At 67.9% G+C, this 25,084-nt stretch carries 26 protein-coding genes; 12 read left to right on the top strand and 14 right to left on the bottom strand.

All coding sequences use genetic code 11. The features are described from left to right. Positions 1 to 18: 18 nt before the first annotated feature. Positions 19 to 1,686: an energy-dependent translational throttle protein EttA gene (ettA, locus tag GGR11_RS01165; protein WP_183194987.1), complete on the bottom strand. Its 1,668-nt coding sequence runs from the start codon at positions 1,684 to 1,686 to the stop codon at positions 19 to 21. A 786-nt stretch (positions 1,687 to 2,472) separates the two neighbouring features. Here ettA and GGR11_RS01170 point away from each other — a divergent pair. The 3 genes from GGR11_RS01170 (at position 2,473) to GGR11_RS01180 (ending at position 6,385) form a co-directional block, all read left to right on the top strand. Then, positions 2,473 to 3,420 carry a mechanosensitive ion channel family protein gene (locus tag GGR11_RS01170; RefSeq protein WP_183194990.1) on the top strand — a complete coding sequence of 316 codons (948 nt, stop codon included), beginning with the start codon at positions 2,473 to 2,475 and terminating at the stop codon, positions 3,418 to 3,420. After that, positions 3,420 to 4,436, top strand: coding sequence for a threonine aldolase family protein (locus GGR11_RS01175; RefSeq protein ID WP_183194991.1), 1,017 nt, complete (start codon positions 3,420 to 3,422; stop codon positions 4,434 to 4,436). The genes GGR11_RS01170 and GGR11_RS01175 overlap by 1 nt, the downstream gene beginning before the upstream one ends. A 125-nt stretch (positions 4,437 to 4,561) precedes the next feature. After that, a complete protein-coding gene (locus GGR11_RS01180) occupies positions 4,562 to 6,385 on the top strand; it encodes an ABCB family ABC transporter ATP-binding protein/permease (protein ID WP_246331473.1) in 1,824 nt (607 codons plus the stop codon). Here the strand turns inward: GGR11_RS01180 and GGR11_RS01185 are convergent. From GGR11_RS01185 to GGR11_RS01200, 4 genes are all read right to left on the bottom strand, one after another. Beyond that, positions 6,370 to 6,858 carry a chemotaxis protein CheE gene (locus GGR11_RS01185; protein WP_183194994.1) on the bottom strand — a complete coding sequence of 163 codons (489 nt, stop codon included), beginning with the start codon at positions 6,856 to 6,858 and terminating at the stop codon, positions 6,370 to 6,372. The two genes, GGR11_RS01180 and GGR11_RS01185, sit on opposite strands and share 16 nt — an antisense overlap. Continuing rightward, positions 6,855 to 7,337: a response regulator gene (locus GGR11_RS01190; RefSeq protein WP_246331475.1), complete on the bottom strand. Its 483-nt coding sequence runs from the start codon at positions 7,335 to 7,337 to the stop codon at positions 6,855 to 6,857. The genes GGR11_RS01185 and GGR11_RS01190 overlap by 4 nt, the downstream gene beginning before the upstream one ends. 136 nt (positions 7,338 to 7,473) lie before the next feature. Further along, the gene (locus GGR11_RS01195) at positions 7,474 to 8,421 is read right to left on the bottom strand and encodes an acetyl-CoA carboxylase carboxyltransferase subunit alpha (RefSeq protein WP_183194999.1); all 948 of its coding nucleotides are present in this window, start codon (positions 8,419 to 8,421) and stop codon (positions 7,474 to 7,476) included. Positions 8,422 to 8,551: 130 nt separating this feature from the next. Continuing rightward, positions 8,552 to 9,454, bottom strand: coding sequence for a site-specific tyrosine recombinase XerD (locus GGR11_RS01200; RefSeq protein WP_183195002.1), 903 nt, complete (start codon positions 9,452 to 9,454; stop codon positions 8,552 to 8,554). Positions 9,455 to 9,579: 125 nt separating this feature from the next. Here GGR11_RS01200 and GGR11_RS01205 point away from each other — a divergent pair, with 125 nt between their 5' ends. From GGR11_RS01205 to GGR11_RS01215, 3 genes are read left to right on the top strand one after another with little or no spacing between them, the layout of a single operon-like run. Beyond that, positions 9,580 to 10,146: a shikimate kinase gene (locus tag GGR11_RS01205; RefSeq protein ID WP_183195003.1), complete on the top strand. Its 567-nt coding sequence runs from the start codon at positions 9,580 to 9,582 to the stop codon at positions 10,144 to 10,146. Continuing rightward, positions 10,143 to 11,249, top strand: coding sequence for a 3-dehydroquinate synthase (aroB, locus tag GGR11_RS01210; RefSeq protein ID WP_183195005.1), 1,107 nt, complete (start codon positions 10,143 to 10,145; stop codon positions 11,247 to 11,249). Before GGR11_RS01205 ends, aroB begins: the two co-directional genes overlap by 4 nt. Then, entirely contained in the window at positions 11,249 to 11,836 is a 588-nt protein-coding gene (locus GGR11_RS01215; protein WP_183196334.1) for a GNAT family N-acetyltransferase, read from the top strand. Before aroB ends, GGR11_RS01215 begins: the two co-directional genes overlap by 1 nt. Here the strand turns inward: GGR11_RS01215 and GGR11_RS01220 are convergent. Together GGR11_RS01220 and tadA are read right to left on the bottom strand one after the other, a co-directional pair. Next, a complete protein-coding gene (locus tag GGR11_RS01220; RefSeq protein WP_183195006.1) occupies positions 11,833 to 12,258 on the bottom strand; it encodes an MliC family protein in 426 nt (141 codons plus the stop codon). The genes GGR11_RS01215 and GGR11_RS01220 overlap by 4 nt on opposite strands. 39 nt (positions 12,259 to 12,297) lie before the next feature. Beyond that, positions 12,298 to 12,756 (bottom strand): tRNA adenosine(34) deaminase TadA, encoded by a 459-nt coding sequence (gene tadA / locus GGR11_RS01225; protein ID WP_183195009.1) that lies wholly within the window; start codon positions 12,754 to 12,756, stop codon positions 12,298 to 12,300. Positions 12,757 to 12,768: 12 nt separating this feature from the next. Between tadA and GGR11_RS01230 the strand changes: the two genes are divergently transcribed. From GGR11_RS01230 to GGR11_RS01240, 3 genes are read left to right on the top strand one after another with little or no spacing between them, the layout of a single operon-like run. Continuing rightward, a complete protein-coding gene (locus tag GGR11_RS01230; RefSeq protein WP_183195012.1) occupies positions 12,769 to 14,328 on the top strand; it encodes a pseudouridine synthase in 1,560 nt (519 codons plus the stop codon). 3 nt (positions 14,329 to 14,331) lie between these two features. Then, a complete protein-coding gene (gene rsmD / locus GGR11_RS01235; protein ID WP_183195013.1) occupies positions 14,332 to 14,904 on the top strand; it encodes a 16S rRNA (guanine(966)-N(2))-methyltransferase RsmD in 573 nt (190 codons plus the stop codon). 33 nt (positions 14,905 to 14,937) lie between these two features. Continuing rightward, positions 14,938 to 15,729 (top strand): MerR family transcriptional regulator, encoded by a 792-nt coding sequence (locus tag GGR11_RS01240; protein ID WP_183195015.1) that lies wholly within the window; start codon positions 14,938 to 14,940, stop codon positions 15,727 to 15,729. On the opposite strand, the gene GGR11_RS01245 is transcribed toward GGR11_RS01240, so the two are convergent. Then, positions 15,726 to 16,307, bottom strand: a complete 582-nt coding sequence (locus GGR11_RS01245) for a hypothetical protein (RefSeq protein ID WP_183195018.1) — start codon at positions 16,305 to 16,307, stop codon at positions 15,726 to 15,728. The genes GGR11_RS01240 and GGR11_RS01245 overlap by 4 nt on opposite strands. After that, positions 16,304 to 16,819, bottom strand: coding sequence for an RNA polymerase sigma factor (locus tag GGR11_RS01250; RefSeq protein ID WP_221205065.1), 516 nt, complete (start codon positions 16,817 to 16,819; stop codon positions 16,304 to 16,306). The genes GGR11_RS01245 and GGR11_RS01250 overlap by 4 nt, the downstream gene beginning before the upstream one ends. 98 nt (positions 16,820 to 16,917) lie before the next feature. Here GGR11_RS01250 and GGR11_RS01255 point away from each other — a divergent pair, with 98 nt between their 5' ends. Next, positions 16,918 to 17,250: a hypothetical protein gene (locus tag GGR11_RS01255; RefSeq protein WP_183195019.1), complete on the top strand. Its 333-nt coding sequence runs from the start codon at positions 16,918 to 16,920 to the stop codon at positions 17,248 to 17,250. Here GGR11_RS01255 and GGR11_RS01260 read toward each other — a convergent pair. Further along, the gene (locus GGR11_RS01260; protein WP_183195020.1) at positions 17,195 to 17,665 is read right to left on the bottom strand and encodes a low molecular weight protein-tyrosine-phosphatase; all 471 of its coding nucleotides are present in this window, start codon (positions 17,663 to 17,665) and stop codon (positions 17,195 to 17,197) included. The genes GGR11_RS01255 and GGR11_RS01260 overlap by 56 nt on opposite strands. A 160-nt stretch (positions 17,666 to 17,825) precedes the next feature. Between GGR11_RS01260 and GGR11_RS01265 the strand changes: the two genes are divergently transcribed. Both GGR11_RS01265 and GGR11_RS01270 read left to right on the top strand, forming a co-directional pair. Beyond that, positions 17,826 to 18,767 carry a hypothetical protein gene (locus tag GGR11_RS01265; protein WP_183195022.1) on the top strand — a complete coding sequence of 314 codons (942 nt, stop codon included), beginning with the start codon at positions 17,826 to 17,828 and terminating at the stop codon, positions 18,765 to 18,767. A 9-nt stretch (positions 18,768 to 18,776) separates the two neighbouring features. Next, a complete protein-coding gene (locus GGR11_RS01270; RefSeq protein WP_183195024.1) occupies positions 18,777 to 19,394 on the top strand; it encodes a hypothetical protein in 618 nt (205 codons plus the stop codon). Positions 19,395 to 19,751: 357 nt separating this feature from the next. On the opposite strand, the gene mutL is transcribed toward GGR11_RS01270, so the two are convergent. The 4 genes from mutL to GGR11_RS01290 all read right to left on the bottom strand — a co-directional run bounded on the left by mutL (position 19,752) and on the right by GGR11_RS01290 (position 25,035). Next, a complete protein-coding gene (gene mutL, locus GGR11_RS01275; protein WP_183195026.1) occupies positions 19,752 to 21,638 on the bottom strand; it encodes a DNA mismatch repair endonuclease MutL in 1,887 nt (628 codons plus the stop codon). 63 nt (positions 21,639 to 21,701) lie between these two features. Beyond that, positions 21,702 to 23,474 carry a response regulator gene (locus GGR11_RS01280; protein WP_183195028.1) on the bottom strand — a complete coding sequence of 591 codons (1,773 nt, stop codon included), beginning with the start codon at positions 23,472 to 23,474 and terminating at the stop codon, positions 21,702 to 21,704. Positions 23,475 to 23,544: 70 nt separating this feature from the next. Beyond that, on the bottom strand, positions 23,545 to 24,549 hold the full coding sequence (cobS, locus tag GGR11_RS01285; RefSeq protein ID WP_008262747.1) for a cobaltochelatase subunit CobS: 1,005 nt from the start codon (positions 24,547 to 24,549) through the stop codon (positions 23,545 to 23,547). Between the two features lie 57 nt (positions 24,550 to 24,606). After that, positions 24,607 to 25,035 (bottom strand): organic hydroperoxide resistance protein, encoded by a 429-nt coding sequence (locus GGR11_RS01290; protein WP_183195030.1) that lies wholly within the window; start codon positions 25,033 to 25,035, stop codon positions 24,607 to 24,609. Positions 25,036 to 25,084 lie beyond the last annotated feature (49 nt).

A 25,084-nucleotide genomic window follows, 5' to 3' on the forward strand; every position in this document is an offset into this window, starting at 1 on the left:
TCTTTTTCGATCAGGCGATTACCGCCCGAACTTCTGGTGCTGGATGCGCTTGGGGATGATGCTGTCGGCGCCCAGGCGGCGCATCTTGTCCTGTTCGTAGGCTTCGAAGTTTCCTTCGAACCATTCCACGTGGCCGTCGCCTTCGAAGGCGAGGATGTGGGTGGCCAGACGGTCCAGGAACCAGCGGTCGTGGGAGATGACCACGGCGCAGCCGGCGAACTCTTCCAGGGCCTCTTCGAGGTTCTGAAGCGTTTCGATGTCCAGGTCGTTGGTCGGCTCGTCGAGCAGGATCAGATTGCCGCCCGAAGCCAGGGTCTTGGCCAGGTGCACGCGGTTGCGTTCGCCCCCCGAGAGCTGACCGACCTTCTTCTGCTGGTCGCCGCCCTTGAAGTTGAAGCTGCCGACATAGGCGCGGGTGTTGATCTCGCGCTTGCCGACCATCATCACATCGGTGCCGCCCGAGATGGCCTGCCAGATGGTCTCGTCCGGCTTCAGGTCGTCGCGCGACTGGTCGACATAGGCCAGCTTGACGGTCTCGCCGACCTTGATGGTGCCGCCGTCCGGGGTTTCCTGACCGGTGATCAGCTTGAACATGGTCGACTTGCCGGCGCCGTTGGGGCCGATGACGCCGACGATGCCGTTGGGCGGAAGCTTGAAGGTCAGGTTGTCGAACAGGGTCTTGTCGCCATAGGTCTTGGCTAGGCCTTCGACTTCCAGCACGACATTGCCCAGGCGCGGCCCGGGCGGGATCTGGATGTGGGCGTGGGTCTGGGCCCCGCGCATCGATTCCTGCTCGTCCACCATCCGCTCGTAGGCGGCCAGACGGGCCTTGGACTTGGCCTGACGGGCCTTGGCGCCGGAGCGGACCCAATCCAGTTCGCGGCTGAGGGCGCGCTGGCGGGCTTCGGATTCCGAGTTTTCCTGAATGACGCGCTTGGTCTTGGCTTCCAGCCAGGAGGAATAGTTGCCCTCGTGCGGGTGGCCCTTGCCGCGGTCCAGCTCCAGCGTCCACTTGGTGACGAGGTCCAGGAAGTAGCGGTCGTGGGTCACCAGGATGACGCAGCCGGGGAAGTTTTCCAGGTGGTGCTGCAGCCAGGCGACGGATTCGGCGTCCAGGTGGTTGGTCGGTTCGTCCAGCAGCAGCATGTCCGGCTTGGACAGCAGCAGGCGGGCCAGGGCCACGCGGCGCTTTTCACCGCCCGACAGGTTGGCGACCTCCCAGTCATCGGGCGGGCAGCGCAGGGCGCCCATGGCCATTTCGATGCGGCTGTCGATGTCCCAGACGTCGCCCGCGTCGATCTTCTCCTGGAGGGCGGTCATCTCCTCCATCAGCTCGTCGGTGTAGTTCTCGCCCAGTTCGGCGGCGACGGCGTTGAAGCGGTTGACCCACTGTTTCTCTTCGCACCAGGCCTCGACGTTCTCACGCACGTTCAGGGCGGGATCGAGCTGGGGCTCCTGCTCCAGATAGCCGCGCTTGATGCCGTCGGCGGCGCGGGCCTCGCCCGTGAACTCGTTGTCCAGGCCGGCCATGATCTTCAGCAGGGTGGATTTACCCGAGCCGTTGACCCCGACGACGCCGATCTTGGCGTCGTTATAGAAGCTGAGCCAGATGTTCTCGAAGATCTTGCGGCCGCCGGGGAAGGTCTTGGTCAGACCCTGCATCTGGAAAATATATTGCTGCGCCATGAGGTGCGGTGTCGCCCTTCGGGTTTCGTCGGATGGGGAGGTTTGGGCGGATGTAGCGATCCTGAGGCGCGAGAGCAAATAAGGCGAGCGGCGAACGCCGGCGCCTCCGCCGTTTTTGCGGCGGAGTTGGAGGCCCTTTGGAAGTGGAGGGCTGGGCGGGGCGCCGGGCCTTCGCCCGGAGTTTTGTGTTTTGATTACCGTTTCGACGAAGGTTTGACGCCCCGCGCGGGTGGTTGGCCTGCAAGCTCGGGGCGCCGAGCGGTGGCGGTCTTATCGCCTAACCCCATAAGCCTGCGACGGGTCGGCGGTCCCTGCGAAGAACCGTCCCGAGTGCGATCGAGTATCCCCCTCGACCCTCCGGCGGCGCACCATGTGTCGCCGTCGGCGCGGAGGGATTGCACCCCCGCTCCCGTTCCATCCGCTCTCGCCGCCGCAAGGTCGCAGGCCAAGCGAGCCCTCCAAGCGACGAGACCGGGAGTGATTATAGGGGGTGGGGAAACCCTGGCGGGGAAGTCGGGGCGAGAATCTGACAAGCCGTTGGAATTATTGGAGTGAGACCAGCGTCATTGTGACAGTTGGCGCCGTACGGGCCCCTCCGTCTCGCCGGCTTCGCCGGCGATCCACCTACCCCAGAGGGGGAGGAATGGGATGACGGAGATCCTCCCCCCTTGGGGGAGGTGTCGCGGCGCAGAGCGCCGTGACGGAGGGGGCGGCCCGCGTCGCCGCCTTGAGTGAAATTGCCTTGAGCGGGCTTCCATTCGGAGATCGAGACGTTAGACCCCCCTTATGTCGAATGCCTCCCCTATAGCCGAAGCCGTCGCCGCAGGGCGTCAGGCCGTTGCGGTCGATACCGTCATGATCGCCAAGATCACCGACATGGCCGGTGATTTCGCCATCAATCTGACGATCGCCGCCCTGATCTTCGCGGCGACGGTGATCGCGGCCAAATGGTCCGCCCGGCTGGCGCGCAACGCCCTGTCACGGGTCGGCGGTTTCCGCCACGATCCGACCGTGCTGAGCTTCGCCGTTCAGGTCGTGCGGGTGGTGGTGTTCATCATCGGCATGATCGCCGTGCTGCAGCGGCTGGGGGTGCAGACCACTTCGATCATCGCGGTGCTGGGCGCGGCGTCGCTGGCCGTGGGCCTGGCCTTGCAGGGGACCCTGTCGAACGTCGCCTCGGGGATCATGCTGCTGGTGCTTCGACCCTATCGCGTGGGCGATGTGGTCGATGTGGGCGGCATGGCGGGCACGGTGCAGCGGCTGGACCTGTTCACGACCCAGTTGTCGAACGCCAACAACCACAAGATCGTCATTCCCAATTCCAAGGTGCTGAGCGACCCCCTGACCAATCTGACCGGCCAGCAGACGCGGCGGATCGAGATCAATTTCGGCGTGGGCTATGGCGACGACCTTAACAAGGCGCGTTGCGTCCTGGCCGATATGGCGGCGGCGCATGAGAAGGTGCTGGATGACCCGCATCCGTGGACCGGCGTCACGGGCCTGTTGGACAGTTCGGTGCAGGTGACCCTGCACGCCTGGGTCAAAGTCGAGGACTGGTGGCAGACCCAGGCCGATCTGATGCAGGGCGGCAAGGAGGCGCTGGACGCCGCCGGGATCGAAATTCCCTTCCCCCATCAGGTCGCCGTGCCCTATGGCGATGAAGACGTCATGCCGGTCGTCCGTGTACGGACGTTGGAAGACGGCGGGCATGACGTGAAGGTGAAGACGCGCTGATGCGATACGATTTCGGATCCGACAACACCGCGGGCATGGCGCCCAGCGCGGTCGAAGGTCTGGTGCGGGCCAACGCCGGCTACGCCCGTTCCTATGGTTCAGACGAGGTCACGGCGCGGGCCGCCGATCAGATCCGCCAAAGGCTGGACGCCGACGCCGAGATCAGATTCGTGTTCAGCGGCACGGCCGCCAACGCCATCGCCCTGTCTATGCTGGCCTTTCCGTTCGAAGCCGTGCTGGCGCACCATACCGCCCATGTCTGCACCGACGAGACGGGCGCGCCCGGCTTCTTCGGCCAGGGCGTGGGCCTGATCGGTCTTCCGGGCCTCTCGGGGCGGATCGATCCGCTGGCGTTGAAGGCGCAACTGGCGGAGCCCGAGGTCGGCCACCGCCAGCCGCCGGCGGCCCTGTCGCTGACCCAGGCGACCGAATATGGCGCGGTCTATACCGAGGAGGAGCTGCGCCATCTGATCGAGCCGGTGAAGGCCAGGGGATACGGCGTTCACATTGACGGAGCGCGGCTGGCCAATGCGGCGGCGGCGGGCTTTGACCTGAAGGATATTCCGCGCCTGGGCGTGGACGTGCTGGTGTTCGGCGGGGCCAAGGCGGGGGCGAACTGCGTCGAGGCCCTGGTCCTGTTCGACAAGAGCCTGGCGCGCCGGCTGGACAATCGGTTGAAACAGGCGGGGCAGGTGGCGTCCAAGGCGCGGCTGCTGGCCGGGCCGATGCTGGGCCTGCTGGAAAGCGGCGATTGGGAATCCGGCGGCGCCCATGCCAATCTGATGGCGCAACGGCTGGCGGCGGGTGTGGCGACGCGCTCGCCCTATGTCCTGGCCCATCCGGTCGAGGCCAATACGGTGTTCGTGCGGATGCCGGCCGAGGCGCACCAGAGGCTGAACGCCCTGGGCTGGGCCTGTTATCAGTTCGACGACGGATCGGTGCGGTTCGTCTGTTCCTGGGCGACCCAGGCAGAGGCCGTGGACGAGCTGATCGAGGCGGTCGCGGGCCTGAACTGAACCCTTGTCGCGCGTGCGGCCTTTCCCCGGTCGCATAGTCTGTCCATATGCGGATCATGGCGATGCGCGGAGAGCGCTCCGGCGGCCGGCGCGACCCTATGGTCAAGGCGCAACAGGCGGGGAGCATGCAGGAAAAGACAGAGGGACCCCCGACGCTGCAGGCGTTGGCGGACCTGGTGCGGCTGGTGGGCCGGTCGGGCGCGCCGCAACTGCGGTTGCGGCTGGTCTCGGCCGTTGGTCTGACGCTGGCGGGCAAGGCGCTGGGGGTGCTGGCGCCCCTGATGCTGGGCGCGGCGGTCAATCGGCTGGCGGCGGGGCAGGGGGCGGCCGTAGCGGTCGGGTGGGGCTTTGCAGCCTTCGCCGTGGGCTGGGCCATCGTGCGGTTCCTGTCGTCGGTCGCGCCCCAGGTGTCGGACGTGGTGTTCGCCCCGGTCCGGTCTGCGGCGCAGAGGAAGACGGCGGCCGAGGTGTTCGCCCATGCGCTGAGCCTGTCGCTGGATTTCCACCAGACCAAACGTTCGGGCGCCCTGTCGCGGACCATGGATCGCGGCTCGCGGGCGGTGGACTTCCTGCTGCGCATCCTGGCCTTCAACCTGGTTCCGACCGGGGTGGAGCTGGTGCTGGCGGCGGCGGTGCTGGGCGGCAAGTACGACTGGCGGTTCGCGGCGGTCGCGGTGGCGGTGGTGGCGGTCTACACGATCGCGACCTTCGCCCTGTCGAACTGGCGGCTGGAACATCGCCGGGTCATGAACGCCGCCGATTCCGAGGCGGCCGGGGTCTCGGTCGACGCCTTGCTGAACTATGAGACGGTCAAGTCGTTCGGGGCCGAGAGCAGGGCGGCCCAGACCTATGACCGGGCCCTGGGCGACTACGCCCAGGCGTCGCTGAAGGCCAACAGCTCGCTGGCCCTGCTGAACGGCATCCAGGCCCTGATCATGAACCTGGGCCTTGGCGTCATGGCGGTGATGGCCGGGTTCGAGGCGGCCGCCGGGCGGATGGGGCCGGGGGATGTGACGGCGGCGGTGCTGATCATGATCTCGCTTTATGCGCCGCTGAACATCCTGGGCTTCGCCTATCGGGAAATCCGCCAGTCCTTCATCGACATGGAGGAGATGCTGAAGGTGACGCGGCTGACGCCCCAGGTGGCGGATGCGGCCGACGCCGTCCCTTTGCCGCGACCGGTCGATGCGCGCGGGGCCTCGGTGGAGTTCCAGCAGGTCGGCTATCGCCACGACGCCCGGACCAGCGGGCTGGAGGACGTCAGCTTCGTCGCCGCGCCGGGCACGACCACGGCCCTGGTGGGGCCGTCGGGGGCGGGCAAGTCCACCATCGTCAAACTGGCGCTGCGACTGCTGGATCCGCAGGAGGGTCGGGTCCTGATCGACGGGCATGACGCGCGGACGGTGACCCAGGCGTCGTTGCGGGCGGCGGTCGCCCTGGTGCCGCAGGACGTGGCCCTGTTCAACGACAGCCTCTACGCCAATATCGCCTTCGCCCGGCCGGACGCCGATGCGGCCCAGGTGTGGGCTGCGGCGGCGGCGGCGGAACTGTCCGACTTCATCCAAGGTCTGCCCGACGGGATGGAGACCCGGGTCGGGGAGCGGGGGCTGAAACTGTCGGGCGGAGAACGCCAGAGGGTGGGCATCGCTCGCGCCCTGCTGGCCGATCCCTGCATCCTGATCCTGGACGAGGCGACCAGCGCCCTGGACAGCCGCACCGAGGCGGCGATCCAGAAGACCCTGCGCCGGGTCAGCCAGGGGCGGACCACCCTGGTGGTGGCGCACCGGCTGTCGACCGTGGCGGACGCCGATCAGATCCTGGTGCTGAAGGCCGGGCGGATCGTCGAGCGGGGCGCGCACCACGAGCTGGTGGCGCGGCTGGGCGGGGAATACGCCGCCCTGTGGCGCAAGCAGACACGGGCGGGCAAGGCGGCTCAGACCGGGGACTGAGGCGCCGTCGGCAGTTTGCGTTTCAGGACTTCGCTCAGATTGGCCATGATGGCGATGCGGGCCTCGGCCGTGCCGGGGGCGTCCGGGGTCAGGCTGAGCAGCAGTTTCATCGCCTGGGCGTGGACCGTGGCGATGCGCCAGTCGAACCCGCCCTGGCGCGGCGCGGCGTCCAGCAGATCGCACAGACCCTTGGCCGCCGTGCACAGGTCGTCCAGGGCAAAGGGGCTGGCGGCGTCGATGACCTGGCTGGAGGCGGCGTAGGCGCTGTCCAGACGCAGGGCTTCGGGGATGTCCGGCGTCGGGTGCGCCAGCAGGGCGCCGATGTTCTCGGATATGATGGCCAGGGCCTGGTCCTTCAGCCCGTCCAGATTGGCTTTGGCCTGGGCCAGGGCGACCCCGACGCTGACGCCGCCGGGACGATCCACCATTTCCGCGAGACGGGATTTGCGCTGGACATGGGTGATGACCGTCATGCGAACTCCATCGTCTTCTTGCGGATCATGTCGGCGCGCCGTTCTTCGCCGTCATAGTCGTCGTGCCGGAACCGGCGATCCGGTCCCAGATAGTCCCCGACCTCGAGGAAGGGCCGGCTGTCGCGCGCGACCCACAGGATCCGCTCCAGCAGCATGGCGGCGCTGAATGGCTTGGTCACGACGAAATTGGCGCCGCAGTCGCGCGCTTCGGTGACCCGCCCGCGCCGAATATGGCTGGCGGTCATGATCACGGGCGTGAAGGCGTTGGGGTTGGGCCCTGACCGACGCAGCCAGCGCACCAGTTCGAAGCCGTCGATGTCCGGCATGTCGGTATCGACCAACAGCAGATCGACCGGCTTCTCCTGAAGAATGCGGCGCGCCTCGGCGCCTCTGCCGACAGTAAAAGTGGGGCGAATGCCGAAGCCGGCCAGGGCGCCCGTCGTCAGGGTCAGGGAGAAGGGCGAATCGTCGACGACCATGGTGATGGCGCCGCTGAGGTTGAAAACCGCGCTTTCTCGAAGAGAATCGCCTTGTGTCGCCATGATTGGTTAGATTTCGCCCCGGTCAGGGGAGAGCTTCGCCTGATTTCATGGATTCGGGGTTAACGCCGTTCGGTCAAAGCGCGCCGATGGCGTAGAAGCGGTCGGCGCGCTGTTTCCGGATCTGCTGCGGCGACAGGCCTTCGAAGGCCTTCAGCTCCTCGGCCAGAACGTCGCCGACGTTGGCCATGGCGGCGGCGCGGTCGGTGTGGGCGCCGCCGAGGGGTTCGTCGATCAGCCGGTCGACGATCTTCAGCGCCAGCAGGTCCGGGCCGGTGATCTTCATGGCCATGGCCGCGTCCCTGGCCCGGGCGCCGTCGCGCCACAGGATGCCGGCCGCGCCTTCCGGCGAGATGACCGAGTAGATCGAATGTTCAAGCATCAGCACGCGGCTGGCGGCGGCGATGGCGATGGCCCCGCCCGAGCCGCCTTCGCCCGCGATGGTGGCGATGGAGGGGACGCCCAGGGTCAGGCAGCGTTCGGTCGAACGGGCGATGGCCTCAGCCTGGCCGCGCTCCTCGGCGCCCAGGCCCGGATAGGCGCCGGCGGTGTCGATGAAGCTGAGCACCGGCAGGCCGAACTGTTCGGCCAGGTCCATCAGGCGCACGGCCTTGCGATAGCCCTCGGGCCGGGCCATGCCGAAATTGTGGGTGATGCGGGTGGCGGTGTCGTGGCCCTTTTCCTGGCCCATGATGACGACGGGCCGGCCGCGGAACCGGGCCAGGCCGCCCAGTATGGCCTGGTCGTCGCCGAACTTGCGGTCGCCGTGCAACTCGTTCCAGTCGGTGAACAGGCTCTCGACATAGTCGACGAAATGCGGCCGCTGCGGATGGCGCGCGACCTGGGTCTTCATCCAGGGGTCGAGGCCGGCGTAGGTCTTCTTGCGCAGCTGTTCCGCCTTCTTGCGCAGGCCCGCGATCTCGGCGTCGAAACCGCCGGAGGTCTCGGACAGGGCCGACAGTTCCTCGATCTTGGCTTCCAGATCGGCGATCGGCTTTTCGAAGTCGAGATAGTGCGTGGCCATAAAGGCGTCCGGGACTGCAGGCGGGAAAACCGCCCCTAGGGAAGGCGGGGGAAACTAGAGAGGTCGGAGCGACGGGGCAAGCGGCGGTTCTACACCACTTCCGTCTCCCATGGGGAGAGGGACGTAGCCGTCAATCATCCCGCGCCAAGGGGTGGTTTTGCTGGACGACCTGGGCCAGGCGGTCGGTGGCGACGTGGGTGTAGATCTGGGTCGTGGCGATGTCGGCGTGGCCCAGCAGGGTCTGGACGACGCGCAGATCGGCGCCGCCCTCCAGCAGGTGGGTGGCGAAGGCGTGGCGCAGGACGTGGGGGCTGACGCGGGCGGGGTCGATGCCGGCGACCAGCGCCGCCTCGTCCAGGAGCTGGGCGAAGCGTCGGGGGGTCAGATGGCCGGTGCGGCCGGACGAGGGAAACAGCCAGGGACTGTCGGGCGCCGCAGGCTTTCGTTTGGCGTCGCGGGCGGTCAGCCAGGCCTTGATCGCTTCGCGGGCGGCGGCGTTCAGGGGGGCGAGCCTTTCCTTGCCGCCCTTGCCGCGCACGATCAGATAGGCGGGGTCGCGACGCACCGCATCGACCTTGAGCCCCAGCAGTTCCGAGACCCGCAGCCCCGAGGCGTAGGCCATCTCGACCAGGGCGACCAGGCGCAGCCCCCCTGCGGCGTCGCTCGCGGCGGCGGCGGCCAGCAGGCGGTCGATCTCGTCGCGGCTGAGCAGTTTGGGCAGGGGGCGGCCTTGCTTGGGCGCATCCAGGCGGCGCGACGGATCGTCCGTGCGCCAGCCCTCGGCCAGGGCGAACCGGTAGAACTGGCGCGCCGAGGAACGGCGTCGGGCGGCGGTGGCGGCCGACAGGCCGCGCCGCGACAGGTCGGCGAACCACACCTCAAGCGCCTCCTGGTCGGCCTGCATGAGCCCGCCGGCCTCGGCCAGGGCGGCCTCGGCGTCCGCCAAATCGCGGCCATAGGCGGACAGGGTGTGGGGCGAGGCGTCGCGTTCGACCGCCATCATCTCCAGAAAGGCCTCGATCTGGGGCGTCATGACGCGATCCGGTCCGTGGGCGGATGGCGCGAGGGCGGGCTTGGTGTAGAGGTTTGATCAATCATGCCTGCCCGTTCCGCCGCCTTCGCCGTCCTTTCGACCGTCCGTTCCGCCGGAGCCGCCGGATGAGGCGGCGCGCGAATCCGGGCCCGAACCGCACCATAGCCCTGGTCGGGCTGATGGGGGTGGGCAAATCGTCGGTGGGGCGGCGGCTGGCCAACCGGCTGAAACTGCCCTTCGCCGACGGCGACGTGGAGATCGAATCGGCGGCCGGGATGACGGTGTCCGAGATCTTCGCCGCCCTGGGCGAGGAGGAATTCCGGGCCGGCGAGGCGCGGGTGATGCGCCGCCTGCTGGAGGGACCGCCCATTGTCCTGGCGACCGGCGGCGGGGCGATGATGAATGCGGAAACCCGCGCCCTGTTGAAAGAACGGGCCGACACGGTCTGGCTGAGGGCCGATCTGGCGGTGATCGCGGAACGGGTGGCGCGGCGCGACACGCGCCCCCTTCTGCGTGGCAAGGATCCGCTGGAGGTGCTGACGGCCTTGGCCGAAGCCCGCTATCCGATCTATGGCGAGGCGGACGTGACCGTGGACGTGGGCCAGGGCTCGCATGGCCAGGCGGTGGACGCCATTCACAAGAACCTGCGCCGACACTGGCGCCAGAGACGGCGCGCGGAGACGAGGCGATGACGATCATTCCGGTCAGCGGCGGGGCCTTTGCGGCCTATGACGTCGTGGTGGGGCGTGGGCTGCTGGCCCAGGCGGGCGAACGGATCGCGCCGCTGGCCAAGGGCCGGACCGTCATCGTCACCGACGAGACCGTGGCGCGCATCCATGCCCCGGCCCTGACCGCGTCCCTGTCGGCGGCGGGCGTCAAGAGCGAGATCGTGGCCGTGCCGGCGGGCGAGGCCTCCAAGTCCTTCGCCGAGCTGGAGCGGGTGCTGGATCGGCTGCTGGAGATCGGGCTGGACCGCAAGGACGTGGTCGTCGCCCTGGGCGGCGGGGTCGTGGGCGACCTGGCCGGTCTGGCGGCGGCGCTGTACATGCGGGGCGTCGACTTCGTGCAGATCCCGACGACGCTGCTGGCCCAGGTGGACTCGTCGGTCGGCGGCAAGACGGCCATCGACACGCCGCGCGGCAAGAACCTGGTCGGCGCCTTTCACCAGCCGCGGCTGGTGCTGGCCGACATCGACGTTCTGGCGACCCTGCCGGCGCGGCAGGTGAAGTCCGGGTGGGCCGAGGTGCTGAAGCACGGGCTGATGTGCGACGCCGCCTTCTTCGACTGGCTGGCGGGCGAGGGCGCGACGGGCGCGGCGGGCGATCCGGCGGCGCTGGAACGGGCCGTGATCCGCTCGGTCGAGATCAAGAGCGCGGTGGTCGGCGAGGACGAGAAGGAAGCCGGGCGTCGCGCCCTGCTGAACCTGGGCCACACCTTCGGCCATGCGGTCGAGACGGAAGTGGGGTTTGACGAAGACGCCCTGGCCCATGGCGAGGCGGTCGCCCTGGGTTGCTGCATGGCCTTCCGGTATTCGGCGCGCGAGGGGCTGTGTTCGGCCGCCGATGTGGCGCGGGTCGAGGCGGTGGTCGCGGCGGCGGGCCTGCCGACGCGGCTGGATCAGGCGGGCGTGTTCGCGGCGGACCGGCTGCTGGCCCTGATGGCCGGCGACAAGAAGGCCGAGGGCGGGGCCCTGACCCTGATCCTGGCGCGCGGGATCGGCCAGGCCTTCGTGGCCAAAGGCGTGGACGCGGCCAAGGTGCGCGCCTTCCTGATCGAGGAAGGCGCGACGGCGTGATGCGGATCGTCCCGGTCGCGCTGGAGGATCGGTTCGTGCGGCTGGAGCCGTTTGACGAGGGTCTGGAGGCCGAGGTGCGGGCGGCGCTGAACTGCGATCCCGAGGCCTGGGCCGCCATGGTCGGCTCGGCCCAGGGCGCGCATTTCGACGGCTGGTGGCAGAGCGCCCTGACGGCCATGCGGTCCGGGACGCGGATCGCCTATGCCGTGCGGCGGCGTTTGGACGGGGCGGTGGTCGGCACGACCAGCCTGTACGAGATCCATCCGGCCTATCGCCGCTGCGAGATCGGCTCGACCTTCTATCGGCCCGAGGCGCGGGGCGGGGCCATCAATCCGGCCTGCAAACGGCTGTTGCTGGGCCATGCGTTCGATGCAGGCGCCGTGCGGGTCGAGATCATCACCGACGCCGTCAACGCCCGGAGCCGGGCGGCGATCCTCAAACTGGGCGCCAGGGCCGAAGGCGTGCTGAGGAAGCACAAGATCACCTGGACAGGGCGTGCGCGGGATACGGCCATGTTCGCGGTCATAGACGACGACTGGCCCGAGGTGGGCGACGGGCTGGATCGGCGGCTGGCGGCGTTCGGCTAGTCCACTGCTCGGCACTGGGTCGGCTGGCGGCCTTGGACGGACCAGGTGGCGAGGACGCCCTTGCCGCGTAGATCGACGTTGGAGGCGCGGTACCAGATGCCGTCGGCGGCGCGCTCCTGGTACAGGTCGATGGCCTCGCCCGACGAGTTGCGGATGGTGGCCATCTGGCGTGGGTTGTCGAAATCGACCGATAGCCGCTCGCCGTTGTCGCACAGATAGACAGTGTGGACGACGCGGTTCAGGGTGCGGTCCTGAACCTCGGCGCCGGTGCGCTGACGGGCGGTCTGGGCCTCGATGGCGCGTTCCTTGACCTCGTCGCCGGTGCTGGGGGCCTTGTCGGGATCGGGACCGCAGGCCGTCAGGAGAAGGGCGGCGGCGAGGCCGCTGAAGATGATCGACGGCGGCAGGCCCGGCTTGGACAAGGGGATACTCCTCACAACGGCGCCGCTTGGCGCACCGGTCTAACGTGCGCCGCTCGCGGCCGTTCCCCTCCGTTGACGGAAGAAGGATTTGAGCAGGCCGGACGACTCGTCGGCCAGAAGACCCCAGTCCGTCGCCGGGCGCCAGTGGCAGGTGGGCTGTTCGAACAGGCGGGGGCCGTGGAGGACCCCGCCGCCCTTCGGATCGTCGGCGGCCCAGACCACGCGGCCGATACGGGCGTGGCTGATGGCGCCGGCGCACATGGCGCAGGGCTCAAGCGTCACATAGAGGGTCAGGCCGGTCAGTCGGTAGTTTTCCAGCGCCGTCGCCGCGCGCCGCATGGCGACGATCTCGGCGTGGGCGGTGGGGTCGTGGGCCGCAATCGGGCCATTGGCGCCGGTCGAAATTACCTCACCTGAGGCCGGATCGACAAGAATTGCGCCCACGGGCACCTCTCCTGCGTCCGCCGCCGCTTGCGCTTGGTCCAGCGCCATGCGCATGAACCGCTCATCATGGTCCGCCATACAGACGACAACGACAAGAAGCCCCGCGCCCGTCAAGACGAACGGTCGCCTCGGCCCTTTAAATCCTCCGGTCCTCGCAAGAGCGGCGACGGGAAGACCTCCTTCGGCGACAAGCCGCGCAGCCCTCGCGAAGACGGCCCCAAGCGGTTTGGGGACAAGCCGGACCGGGGAGACCGGCCGCGCGCCGGCAAGGACGGCAAGCCGGCGTCCAGTTCGGCCAAGACCGACACGCCGCTGCGCGCCGAGCGAATCGCCAAGACCATGGCCCGCGCCGGCATCGCCTCGCGCCGCGAGGTCGAGCGGCTGATCGGCTTGGGCAAGGTGGCGGTCAATGGCCGTATCCTGGACACGCCCGCCACCCTGGTGACGCGCGACGACGTGATCACCGTGGACGGCAAGCCCATCGGCTCGACCCAGGCGACGCGCGTCTGGCGCTATCACAAGCCCGCCGGCCTGCTGACCAGCCACAGGGATCCGACGGGTCGCCCGACCGTGTTCGACGCCCTGCCGGCCGGTCTGCCGCGCGTGATCTCGATCGGACGGCTGGATCTGTCGACCGAAGGCCTGCTGCTGCTGACCAACGACGGCGAGCTGAGCCGGGCGATGGAGTTGCCCTCGGCCGGGCTGGTGCGTCAGTACCGGGCGCGGGCGCGGGGCAAGATCACGCAAGAACAACTGGACGAACTGAAGAACGGCGCCGTCGTGGAGGGCATCTCCTACGGTCCCATGGTGGCGACGCTGGACAAGGCCAAGGAAAGCAAATCCGAGGATGGCCGCACGCCGAGCAACCTGTGGATCTCGGTCTCGATCACCGAGGGCAAGAACCGCGAAGTCCGCAAGGTGCTGGAGTCGGTCGGCCTGACGGTCAACCGGCTGATCCGCCTGGCCTATGGTCCGTTCCGCCTGGACGTTCTGCCTGTCGGGTCGGTCGAGGAGATCGGGCCGCGCGTGATCCGCGAGCTGCTGGCCGACTACATCCGGCCCGAGAACCTGCCGACCGGCAATACGGTCGAGACGCCGGCGCCCATCCCCGGCCGTCGCCTGTCCACGCCGATCCTCAAGGGCGCCTCGGGCTCGGCCATGTCGGACCCGTCGCGCAAGCCCAGCCGCGTCCGCGCCGCCGAAACGGCCCAGGCCGACGCGGTCGAGCGCCGCGAGCGCCCGCCGAAGAAGGAAGGCTGGGCCAAGGCTGCGCCCCGCACCGTCCACCCCAAGAAGACCTTCAAGCCGCGCGAGGGCGCCCCGACCGACGGCGAACGCCCGGCCCGCACCTACAAGCCCCGCGAGGACGGCGACCGTCCCGCACGGGCCTACACGCCGCGCGAGGGGGCTCCGGCCCGCAGCAGCGACGGGCCGAAGCGCGAGTACAAGCCGCGCACGGCGGGCGCCGACGCCGGCAAGCGGGAGTTCAAGCCGCGCGGGTTCGGCGCAGCCTCGCCCAGCGGACGTGAAACCCGGCCGCCGCGCACCGGCGGCGGCAAGCCGGCCGGACCTTCGGGCACCAGCGGCCGCGCGCCGGGGGGCAAGCCCCGCACGCCCCGGAGCTGAGGCTTGCGGATCGTTGCGGGAAGCCTGAAGGGCCGGGCCATCGTCGCGCCGGAGGGGCAGGGCACGCGCCCGACCTCCGACCGGGCGCGGCAGGCCGTGTTCAACGTGCTGGAACACGCCGCCTGGGCCGAGAGCCTGAACGGCGCGCGGGTCATCGACCTGTACGCGGGCTCGGGCGCCCTGGGGTTCGAGGCCGTCAGTCGGGGGGCGGGCTTCTGCCTGTTCGTCGAGACCGACGACGGGGCGCGGGGCGCCATCCGCGAGAACGCCGACGCCTATGGGGTCATGGGGCGCACGCGCGTCCATCGGCGCAGCGCGACGGACCTGGGCGTGCGGCCCGGGTCGGACGGCGAGGCCTTCGACATCGCCTTCCTGGACCCGCCCTATGGCAAGGGTATGGGGGAGCAGACCCTGGTCCGGCTGCTTGAGGGGAACTGGCTGAAGCCCGGCGCCCTGGTGGTGTTCGAGCGCGGGTCGGACGAGCCCGACATCGACACGCCCGGCTATGAACGGCTGGACGCGCGGGATTACGGCGCGGCGCGGGTGCTGTTCCTCCGGGTCGCCCAAGAGGCTTGACCCTGACGCCGCGTGAGGCCCGATAGAGGGGCCATGCGGAACGCAGCGAACAGCAGAACCCATACCGTCAGCCAGTTGGCGCGGATGTCCGGCGTCTCCGTCCGGACACTGCACCACTATGACCAGATCGGCCTGCTGAAACCCGCTGTGGTCGGCGAGAACGGGTACCGTCACTACGGACGCGAGGAACTGTTGCGGCTGCAGCAGATCCTGCTCCATCGGGAGTTCGGCATGGCGCTGTGCGACATCCGGACCCTGCTGGACCGCGCCGACTTCGACCGGCTGGACGCCTTGCGCGAGCAGCGCCGGCGGGTCGATGCCGAGGCGGAACGCTATCGCCGGCTAGCCCTGACGATCGACCGCGCGATCGCCGAGATGGAAGGACGGACCGACATGGCCGAGGAACAGATCTACGCGGGTTTCGACCCGAAGAAACAGGCGGACTACGAGGCCTGGATCATCGACAAGTATGGCGAGGCGGCCCGCCCGCACATCGAACGCGGCCGCAGGACGGTCGCGGCGATGAGCGGAGAGGAACGCGCGGCGTACATGGCTGAGGTCGAAGAGCTGGAGGCGGATTTCGGTCGGGCCATGGGCGACGGACTTGCGGCCGAGGATGCGCGGTTGGACCCGCTGCTGGCGCGGCATCACGCCTGGTTGGCGCGGTCATGGGCCAGTCCGCCGGCCGGGGCGGCCTATGCGGGGCTGGCGGACCTCTACCTGTCGCATCCAGACTTCGTCGCCCGATACGAAGCGATCCGACCGGGTCTGGCCAACTGGCTGGCGACGGCGATCAGGGCCTATGCGGGACGTGCTCTGGCCTAGGCTTGTGGCGGCTCCGGCGACCGCAGGGCCGCCAGAGCCGCCTCGTGCGCCGCCATGCGGCGGCGGCAGCGACGGGCGTGGTTCAGGTAGAAGCCGATACAGGCGGCCAGGAACAGGCTGCTGACCGCCAGGGGCGGGCCGCGCTGTTCTGCGACCGGCTCGGCGACCCACAGCATGAGGATCAGGAAGACCATGGCCGCCACGCTGATTGCGACGCCGGACAGGGCCCAGCGGAAGCCGGTGCGCGCCTGGCCCAGGGCCGAGCGCAGCACGGCCTGGGGCGTGTCGGTCAACAGGCCGGGGTCGCCGCGCCGCGACCAGAGCGTCATCCCCAGGGCGAACAGGGCGAAGGCCAGGGCGGCGCCGACGGCGGGCAGGGGAATTCCGCGCCACAACCCCCAGCCCATGACGCCCAGCACGGCGACCCCGCCGCCCATCTCCACCCAGAAGTTGAGCCGGGCCAGCCGGTCGCGGCGGCGTAAGGACCGGATGAAGCTGGCGTCCAGCCGGGGTTCGGGATCGGGGGTCTCGGTCCAGGCCTGGGTCAGGTCGGTCCAGTCGTCATCGGGGCGGGTCATGGGCGGACCTCTTGGGACGGTGTGGGGTTCAGCGCCTCGCGCAGCGCCGCCTTGGCGCGGGTCAGGCGGATGGAGACGGCGTTGGGGTTCATCCCCAGCATGTCGGCGATCTCGGCGGGGGCGAAGCCTTCCAGGGTCAGAAGCGCCGGCTGGCGCAGCGACAGGGGCAGGGCGCGCACCGCCTGACCCAGCCGGTCGTGCAGATCCCGCGTCTCGGCCGCCTCGTGCGGGTTGGGGGCGTCCGAGGGGGCGGCCTCGTCCAGGGGCTGGCGGCGCGGCTCGGCCGCCTCGCGCGCCACATGGGTGACGGCGCGGTTGTGGGCCACGCGGGCGATGAAATGACGCAGGGGCGCCTCGCCCCGGTGCTTGGGCAGGGCGCGCCAGACGGCCAGCAATATGTCCTGCTCCAGCTCGCGCCGCCGCTCGCGATCCGCCTCATAGGCCGAGGCGATGCGGCGCAGCATGCCGCCGTGTTCGGCCAGCAGGGCCTCGAAGGTCTGGTCGCGTCCCAAGCGCGGCGGTCTCCGTGAAAAAATCGTCGGTAGGGATGAAAGACTCAGGAACCGGGCGAGACTTTCAGGTCAGGCGTCGAAAAACAAAGGAGTTCGCCATGACCATTGAGACAGGGACCGTAGAGACGCCGAAAAAGGGCGTGCTGACGCGCGGCAAGGGATTTTTGAAGGCCCTGGCGGCGGCCCTGCTGGTGGCGGCGGTGTGCGCCTGGGTCGGGTTCGGGCTGGGCCTCTATCTGGATCTGGATCTGGATCGCGGGGCGCGCATCACCTTGGCCATCGTCGCGGCGGTGACGACCGAGGCCCTGTTCTGGACCACGGCGGCCCTGCTGGGCGTGTCGGTGGTCGAGGCGCGCAAGCGCATCTGGCGCAAAATCACGGGACGGGGGACGCCCGAAGCCGCGCCGCCAGCTGTTCCGCCGCAGCCGTAACCTCGGCCCAGGTGACCTCGAAACCGGCGTCGTCGCCGAAATAGGGATCGGTCACGGCCTGGCCCTCGCGGCCGGGCACGTGGTCGAGCAGCAGGCTGAGTTCGGCGACGGCGTCGGCGGGCTGGATCCGGCGCAGATTGGTCAGGTTGTCGTGGTCCAGGGCGATGACGTGGGTGAAGCGGCGGAAGTCCGCCGGCGTCACCTGCCGGCCCTGATAGCCGGAAATATCGATCCCATGTTTGCGCGCCACGGCCTGGGCGCGCGGATCGGGCGGATGGCCGACATGCCAGTTTCCCGTGCCGGCGGACTCGACGATCAGGTCGAGGCGCAGGCGTTGGGCCTCGGCGCGGAGGGCGGCCTCGGCGAGGGGAGAGCGACAGATGTTGCCGAGGCAGACGAAGAGGATGGAGGGCATGGGGTGATCTTGGTCAGAGCTGTGAAGAAGTGACAATCAAGAGATGGTTTCCCGATGGAGGATGCCACTTAATGTCTGGGGGGGCGGAAGGAGTTTCCGACTCACAACCATTGCTACATAAGCAAGGTGTGAAATACGCCTTAGGCACGTGAGATTCGCCATGCTTGATAAACGCGAGCGGTACTATATCCGCCATCGTCTCGTCCTTCGCCCGAAGCGGAATAATGGCGCTGCGTTGGCTTTGTTAGGTGCGGATAACGAAACGACTGTCTTCAGTATACTGAAGGCGGCAGTCAATAAAAAAACTGCAGTAATGTACTTGCCTGGAGGCGACACCGTTCGAATAACGGCAATTGATTATCGGGCTGCTGATAACGTCGTCATTCTTATTTTCCGTAGAAAAAATCCCAATGCATCCACGCAGGTTTATGAGCACGCCGACAGCGCGAAAATTCGCGAGGCTGATCGTGGCTTGAAGGAGGATCCCGCCGTTTCAGGGCACCTATTTGTTCAAGCTACACCACACAAGGGCGATCTGGCCTCACATCGAGCCATAATCGAGGAGGTCCAGGGACTTGGGCCTTCTTATATGAAGACGCTCATTGATGAGGTTGTTCGCGCCATTGAATATGATGCGATCGATAGCCGAGGTGCGGCTATTAAAACGACGACCAAGGTCGACATCTGGGGTGTGCCTTCCGAGAATCTCAAGGCGTCTGTCGCTAAAAACGGATTTAATTACATAGAGATCGTTAAAGAAGCCGACCTGGATGGTCTGGATACTGAGGGCATGACGATCAAGCCTGAGCGGATGAAAATCGTCCCGAAACGAATTCCCGGCGCTGATAACGAATCCCTGTTGAAGCGTGTGAAAGCTTGGGCTGACGGTCGCGGATGGTCAGACGTTTATGTCCAGGTCCGAGAGAATGACAAAACGAAGGTTGTGAAACTGGGGCGTGATGAGGACGCGGCAACAACGCTGTTTGTGCGTGCTGACCCAGTTAAGGTAGCCACTGACATCAAGGCGTGCAGCGACACCGTGAACGACGAGCTGTTGGCAGAGGCGCTGAAGATGTTTGCTGATGACGCGAGCTGGAAGTAGGTTGGCCCCATGTGGCGCCTGTTTCGACCTTTGCGATATTTCGCGCTTCGAAACCGCGAAAAGACCGCCCTTGATTTTATGGGAACGGCCATAATTGCGACTATTCTGATAGTGCCGTTTTTGCTGGTTCCGGATGCATCTTTTTTTCGAGCCGGGGGATTTTTAGATCGCCTGATTGGTTTGATGTCGGCGCTGACAGGGTTTTTTGTAGCTGCCTTAGTGGCCGCAGCGACGTTTGCGCACCCTGACCTCGATAGGGAAATGGGGTCTGGTGCCGTCGAGATGAAAATCAACGACGGAGAAGAAACGCGCTGGCAACGCCTCACTAGGCGTGAGTGGGCGTGCGCAATATTCGGTTATCTGTCATTTGCGACGTTTATATTTTCCGTCATGGCCGCAATTGCGGTTCCGGTTGCGACCTCAAATCCAGAGGTGCCTTGGTGGCTCCCTGATCAAACGGTTTTGAAACTGTCTCATTGGTTTTATGAGATAAGATATACGCTAATGTTGCTCTTTTTAATTCCCTTGGGTCATATCATGACTGTAACCGGTATCGGGATATATTACCTGATGGATCGGTTGCATTATAAAAAGCCGGTTATCGTCCACAAATCTGACGCGGCTTAATGTTTGTGCATGTAGTTTATATTCGCCGGAGCAAACTCTTTAGATCCACCAAATTGAGCTTCACATAGGTCCGGCCGCCGTAGTTTCATTGGCCTGTGTGGGGGTGACGTCCGTCTGGCGGAAGAAGGCGTTCATTTTCGTGAGCGCTGAAGACGGGGCCCCTACCTCCCGTCATCCTCGCCCTTGTGGCGAGGATCCATACGCCCGGTGTGTCCGCAGGGTGCGCCTGCGTTGAGACTGGGCGTATGGATCCTCGGGACAAGCCCGAGCATGACGCGGTGGGGTAGGTGCGGACGCCCGAGGATGGGGTGTGGCGTGGGGGCGAAGGCGCACCACTCAATATTCACCACTCACTCTTCACCGCCGCCCGAACAGCTTCTCCAGATCGTGCAGCTTCAGCTCCACATAGGTCGGGCGGCCGTGGTTGCACTGGCCCGAATGCGGGGTGGCTTCCATCTGGCGGAGCAGGGCGTTCATTTCGGGGGCGGTGAGGATGCGGCCGGAGCGGACGCTGCCGTGGCAGGCCATGGTGCCGCAGACCTCGGCCATCCGCTCCTTCAGCGACAGGGCGGCGCCGTGTTCGGCTAAATCGTCGGCGATGTCGCGGATCAGGCCCTGGACGTCCGTGTCGCCCAGCATGGCCGGGGTCTCGCGCACCAGGACGGCGCCGGCGCCGAAGGCCTCGACGATCAGGCCCATCTCGGCCAGTTCCTCGGCGCGCGAGGCGACGCGTTCGGCCTCGGCCGGGTCCAGATCGACCACCTCGGGCGTCAGCAGGGCCTGGCGGGTCACGGACCCCTCGGCCATCTGGGCCTTCATCCGCTCATAGACCAGCCGCTCGTGGGCGGCGTGCTGATCGACGATGACCAGGCCGTCGCGGGTCTGGGCGACGATATAGTTGGCGTGCAGCTGACCCCGCGCGGCGCCCAGCGGGTAGTCGAGGGGGTCGATGGGGGCGTGGGGGGTGAAACGTGAGTCGTGACGGGCGGCGTCGGCGGGCGCTTGCTGAGGCCAGGCGGGCCCGTCCCAGCTGGGTTCGACGCGGGCGCTGCGTTCGTTGAGGCCGGGCAGGACTTGCGCGGCGGCGGCGGGCTGGGACCAGCCGGTCCAGCCGCTGAAGCCTTGGGCTGAGGGGGAACTGGGGCTGTAGGCCGGTCCGGTGGAGACGCCGGTGTGGGGCTGGAACCCCGCCATGGCGTCGGCGGCGACGGTGGTGGAGGCGCGGTGGCCGGCGGCGTGGAGGGCGTGGCGCAGGGCGCCGACGATCAGGCCGCGCACCAGGGCCGGATCGCGGAACCGGACCTCGGCCTTGGCGGGGTGGACGTTGACGTCCACGTACAGCGGGTCGATGTCCAGGAACAGGACGGCGGCCGGGTGCCGGTCCCTGGCCAGGAAGTCGGCATAGGCGCCGCGCAGGGCCCCTTGCAGCAGCCGGTCCTTCACCGGGCGGCCGTTGACGAACAGATACTGATGCGCCGCATTGCCGCGCGAATAGGTGGGCAGGCCGGCGTAGCCCGACAGGCGCACACCGTCGCGCTCCTGATCGATCAGCAGGGCGTTGGCCTCGAAGTCGCGGCCCAGCAGGGCGGACAGCCGCTTCAGCCGCCCCTCGTCGCCGGGGTGTTCGGCGGGCAGGCGCAGGGCGACCTTGCCGTCGAGCGACAGGGTGAAGGCGACGGCCTCGTGCGCCATGGCCTGGCGTTTGATCTCTTCCGAAATGGCCATGGCCTCGGCCCGTTCGGACTTCATGAACTTGAGCCGGGCGGGGGTGGCGTAGAAGAGGTCACGCACCTCGACCCGCGCGCCGTGCGGGCCGGGGAAGGGGGCGGGGGCCAGGGGACGGGTCGCGCCGCCCTCGACCTGGATGACCCAGGCCTCGGCGTCGTCGCGGGATCGCGTCGTGATGGACAGGCGGGCGACCGAGCCGATCGAGGGCAGGGCCTCGCCCCGGAAGCCCAGAGTGTGAATGCGCAACAGGTCCACGTCGCCGGCGTCGTCGGGTTCCAGCTTGGAGGTGGCGTGGCGCTCGACGGCCAGGGGCAGTTCGTCGCGCGGGATGCCCTTGCCGTCGTCGGCGATCAGGATGCGCGACAGGCCGCCGCCGTCGGCCTGAATCTCGATATTGCGCCCGCCCGCGTCCAGGGCGTTCTCGACCAGTTCCTTGATGGCGCTGGCCGGGCGCTCGACCACCTCGCCGGCGGCGATGCGGTTGACGGTTTCGGGGGAGAGGCGGCGGATGGGCATGTTCACCCAAGATAGGGCGGCGAAGGGATTCGCGCCACGACGGCGTGTGGGGCCGCAGCCCCGTCAGGCGTCGGCGTACTCGGGGGCGGCCGAGAGAACGGCCTGGAGGGCGGCGATCTCGATGGGTTTGCGCAGCACGCCGTCGGCCCCGGCCGCCATGTAGCGGGCCACGTCCTCGTCGAACACATTGGCGGTCAGCATCTGGATCGCCGTGCGGGGGCGGCCGGTGGCGGCCTCCTCGGCGCGGATCGCCGTCAGGGCCTCGACCCCGTCCATGACCGGCATCATCACATCCATCAGGACCAGATCGAAGGGCGTCGCGCGCAGGGCCTCGACCGCCTCGCGCCCGTTCTCGACCAGCACCAGGTCCAGGCCGAAGGACTGGAACAGCAGGGCCAGCAGCTTGCGGTTCGCCGCATGATCCTCGGCGGCGAGGACGCGGGGCGCGCGCGGGGCGGCGACCGAGGCGTTCGGGGCGTGGGGCTGGACGGCGGCGGTCGAAAGCGTCGCCCGCTCGGCCGTGAAGCGGAACCAGAAGACCGCGCCCTGGGGCTGGGCCGCCCGCACGCCGAGGGCGCCGCCCAGGGCCTGGACGCTGGCGCGGCACAGCGCCAGGCCCAGGCCGGCGCCGCCTGCCGCGCGGCCGGCGTCCAGTTGTTCGAACGGCAGGAAGATGCGTTCGCGCTGATCCTCGGGCACGCCGGGGCCCTGGTCGTGAACCTCGAAATCCAGGTCGATGCGGCCGTCGGCGGCGGGCAGGGCGCGGATCCGGATGCGGATGGTCCCGGCCGGCGTCAGCTTCAGCGCATTGGACAGATAGTTGATCAGGACCTGCTCGACCCGACCCTCGTCCGTCATCACGACGAAATGCTCGCGCGCGCCCTGAAGCTCGATCTTCAGGCTCAGGCCAAGTTCGTCCACGCGGGATCGCCAGACGCGCGCAATGGCGTCCAGCCGCTCGCCCAGATCGACCGGGGCGAGGCGCAGATCGACCTCGCCGGACTCGATCTTGGAGATGTCTAGCGCGCCGTTCAGCAGGCGCAACAGCATCCCTCCGGCCTCGGCCATGTCGTCGATCACGGCGGCCTCGGCCTTGGGACGACGGCGGCCGCGCAACACCTCGGTCAGGCCCAGGATGACGTTCAGCGGGGTGCGGACCTCGTGGCTGATCATGGCCAGGAAGCGGGACTTGGCCTTGTTGGCCCGTTCGGCGGCGGCGCGGTCGGTCTCGGCCTGGCCCAGGGCGGTCTGAAGCTCGCGCGAGCGTTCGGTCAGGGCCACCATCAGCTCGACCGTCTGGCGATCGCTGCGCCATTGGCGCCAGGAGGCGCCGATGATGCCCAGGACGAACACGCCGACGGCGACCTTGATCCCCGTGGTCGCCTGGGGCTGGTTCGAGGCGAGGACCATGGCCGCGATGGACGGCGGGACGACGGCCGCGGCGAAACTGCGCCGGCTGATGTGCACCTGGAGCGCGCCGACCATCAGATTGCCGGCCAGCAACAGGCGCAGATAGTCGAGATACTGGGGCTGGGAATGCCAGACGGCGAGGATGAACAGGGCGTTGTGGGAGGCGAGGCCGAGCGTGACGGCCTCGGTGCTGAGCCTGAAACGTCGCTCGGCCCCCGGGGCGCGAGGGCGGGCGCGAGCGGTCTGGACCACGCTCCAGAGCACGAGGTAGAGGCCGAACTGGAAGACCGCGAAATTGGTCGCCCAACCCCAGCCGATCACCCACCAGCCCACGATCACGATCGCGGCGATGGTGACCAGCCGCACCGGGAACATGTCCCGGTAACGGTCGGCATAGGCTTTTAGGTAATCTGTACTGTCGGCCACGACGCCAAGTCCCCGCTTCAAGCGTGGCCTTACGCGAGGGAGCTTAACGAGGCCTCAATCGGGGGTGTTTTCACCCAACCTTCACCCGCGTCGCCGCCTCGGGCAGGTCTTCGCCGAAGGCGCGCTGGTAGAACTCAGCGATGGTGGGGCGTTCCAGTTCGTCACACTTGTTCAGGAAGGTCAGGCGGAAGCTGAGCGCCAGGTCGCCGCCGAAGATGATGGCGTTCTGGGCCCAGGTGATGACGGTGCGGGGCGACATGACGGTGGAGATGTCGCCGTTCATGAAGGCGTTCCTGGTCATGTCGGCGACGCGGACCATGGCGGCGATGCGGCGGCGGCCTTCGGCGTCCTTCCACTCGGGCACCTTGGCGGCGACGATCTCGGCCTCGACGTCGTGGTCGAGGTAGTTCAGCGTCGTGACGATGTTCCAGCGGTCCAGCTGGGCCTGATTGATCTGTTGCGCGCCGTGATACAGGCCCGTGGTGTCGCCCAGGCCGATGGTGTTGGTCGTGGCGAACAGGCGGAAATGCTTGTTGGGGCGGATGACGCGGTTCTGGTCCAGCAGGGTCAGGCGGCCCTGCGCCTCGAGCACGCGCTGGATCACGAACATCACGTCGGGACGGCCGGCGTCATATTCGTCGAACACCAGGGCGACGGGGCGTTGCAGCGCCCAGGGCAGGATGCCTTCGCGGAATTCGGTGATCTGCTTGCCGTCCTTCAGGACGATGGCGTCCTTGCCGATCAGGTCGATGCGGCTGACGTGGCTGTCCAGGTTCACGCGGACCAGGGGCCAGTTCAGGCGGGCGGCGACCTGTTCGATATGGGTCGACTTGCCGGTGCCGTGATAGCCCTGGACCATGACGCGGCGGTCGAAGGCGAAGCCGGCGCAGATGGCGATCGTCGTCTGCGGGTCGAAACGATAGGCCTCGTCGATCTCGGGCACATGGCTGTCGCGCTCGGCAAAGGCGGGCACGGTCATGTCGCTGTCCACGCCGAAGGCCTCGCGCAGGGTCACGCGGCGGGCGGGTTCGAGCGTCAGCAGGGGGTCGGGAGTGGCGTCGAGCGGGGAGGTCATGCCTCCATCTAGAGGCGCCGCGCGCGCGGCTCAACACGCGCGCGGCCCTTCATGCGGTTATTTCGCGCTGAGACGCACATCGACGTTGCCGCGCGTAGCGTTGGAATAGGGGCAGACCTGGTGGGCCTTTTCGATCAGGTCGTCGATGACCGCCTGATCCAGGCCGTGGTCGGTGACGGTCAGGTCGACGTCGAGGTTGAAGCCTTCGCCCTTGGTGTTCTTGCCGAAGCCGATTCCGGCGGTGATCTTGGTGTCCGGGCCGACTGGGGTTCCGGCCTTGCCGCTAACCAGACGCAGGGCGCCCAGGTAGCAGGCGGCGTAGCCGGTGGCGAAAAGCTGTTCGGGATTGGTCCCGTCGCCGCCCTTGCCGCCCATTTCCTTGGGGGTGGACAATTTGACGTCGATCTTACCGTCGTCGGTGGCCGAGCGGCCGTCTTCGCGGCCGCCGCCGGAGGCTGTGGCCTGGGCGCGATACAGAACTTCCATGGTGGGCTCCTCGGGTTGTGAAGGCTTCAGATGGGGGGTTAACGGGAGA

Source organism: Brevundimonas mediterranea, assembly GCF_014196125.1.
Taxonomy (GTDB): Bacteria; Pseudomonadota; Alphaproteobacteria; order Caulobacterales; family Caulobacteraceae; genus Brevundimonas; species Brevundimonas mediterranea.

What these genes read in the sequence shown, in the direction of transcription:
- GGR11_RS01200 (WP_183195002.1), bottom strand. Translation starts at nt 9,454, where the DNA reads ATGACGCCCCAGATCGAGGCCTTTCTGGAGATGATGGCGGTCGAACGC.
- GGR11_RS01190 (WP_246331475.1), bottom strand. Translation starts at nt 7,337, where the DNA reads ATGGTCGTCGACGATTCGCCCTTCTCCCTGACCCTGACGACGGGCGCC.
- GGR11_RS01185 (WP_183194994.1), bottom strand. Translation starts at nt 6,858, where the DNA reads ATGACGGTCATCACCCATGTCCAGCGCAAATCCCGTCTCGCGGAAATG.
- GGR11_RS01255 (WP_183195019.1), top strand. Translation starts at nt 16,918, where the DNA reads ATGACCATTGAGACAGGGACCGTAGAGACGCCGAAAAAGGGCGTGCTG.
- mutL (WP_183195026.1), bottom strand. Translation starts at nt 21,638, where the DNA reads ATGCCCATCCGCCGCCTCTCCCCCGAAACCGTCAACCGCATCGCCGCC.
- GGR11_RS01245 (WP_183195018.1), bottom strand. Translation starts at nt 16,307, where the DNA reads ATGACCCGCCCCGATGACGACTGGACCGACCTGACCCAGGCCTGGACC.
- GGR11_RS01215 (WP_183196334.1), top strand. Translation starts at nt 11,249, where the DNA reads ATGCGGATCGTCCCGGTCGCGCTGGAGGATCGGTTCGTGCGGCTGGAG.
- GGR11_RS01205 (WP_183195003.1), top strand. Translation starts at nt 9,580, where the DNA reads ATGAGGCGGCGCGCGAATCCGGGCCCGAACCGCACCATAGCCCTGGTC.
- GGR11_RS01230 (WP_183195012.1), top strand. Translation starts at nt 12,769, where the DNA reads ATGGTCCGCCATACAGACGACAACGACAAGAAGCCCCGCGCCCGTCAA.
- GGR11_RS01195 (WP_183194999.1), bottom strand. Translation starts at nt 8,421, where the DNA reads ATGGCCACGCACTATCTCGACTTCGAAAAGCCGATCGCCGATCTGGAA.
- GGR11_RS01290 (WP_183195030.1), bottom strand. Translation starts at nt 25,035, where the DNA reads ATGGAAGTTCTGTATCGCGCCCAGGCCACAGCCTCCGGCGGCGGCCGC.
- GGR11_RS01170 (WP_183194990.1), top strand. Translation starts at nt 2,473, where the DNA reads ATGTCGAATGCCTCCCCTATAGCCGAAGCCGTCGCCGCAGGGCGTCAG.
- GGR11_RS01240 (WP_183195015.1), top strand. Translation starts at nt 14,938, where the DNA reads ATGCGGAACGCAGCGAACAGCAGAACCCATACCGTCAGCCAGTTGGCG.
- aroB (WP_183195005.1), top strand. Translation starts at nt 10,143, where the DNA reads ATGACGATCATTCCGGTCAGCGGCGGGGCCTTTGCGGCCTATGACGTC.
- GGR11_RS01270 (WP_183195024.1), top strand. Translation starts at nt 18,777, where the DNA reads ATGTGGCGCCTGTTTCGACCTTTGCGATATTTCGCGCTTCGAAACCGC.
- GGR11_RS01265 (WP_183195022.1), top strand. Translation starts at nt 17,826, where the DNA reads ATGCTTGATAAACGCGAGCGGTACTATATCCGCCATCGTCTCGTCCTT.
- GGR11_RS01260 (WP_183195020.1), bottom strand. Translation starts at nt 17,665, where the DNA reads ATGCCCTCCATCCTCTTCGTCTGCCTCGGCAACATCTGTCGCTCTCCC.
- cobS (WP_008262747.1), bottom strand. Translation starts at nt 24,549, where the DNA reads ATGACCTCCCCGCTCGACGCCACTCCCGACCCCCTGCTGACGCTCGAA.
- ettA (WP_183194987.1), bottom strand. Translation starts at nt 1,686, where the DNA reads ATGGCGCAGCAATATATTTTCCAGATGCAGGGTCTGACCAAGACCTTC.
- tadA (WP_183195009.1), bottom strand. Translation starts at nt 12,756, where the DNA reads ATGCGCATGGCGCTGGACCAAGCGCAAGCGGCGGCGGACGCAGGAGAG.
- GGR11_RS01180 (WP_246331473.1), top strand. Translation starts at nt 4,562, where the DNA reads ATGCAGGAAAAGACAGAGGGACCCCCGACGCTGCAGGCGTTGGCGGAC.
- GGR11_RS01175 (WP_183194991.1), top strand. Translation starts at nt 3,420, where the DNA reads ATGCGATACGATTTCGGATCCGACAACACCGCGGGCATGGCGCCCAGC.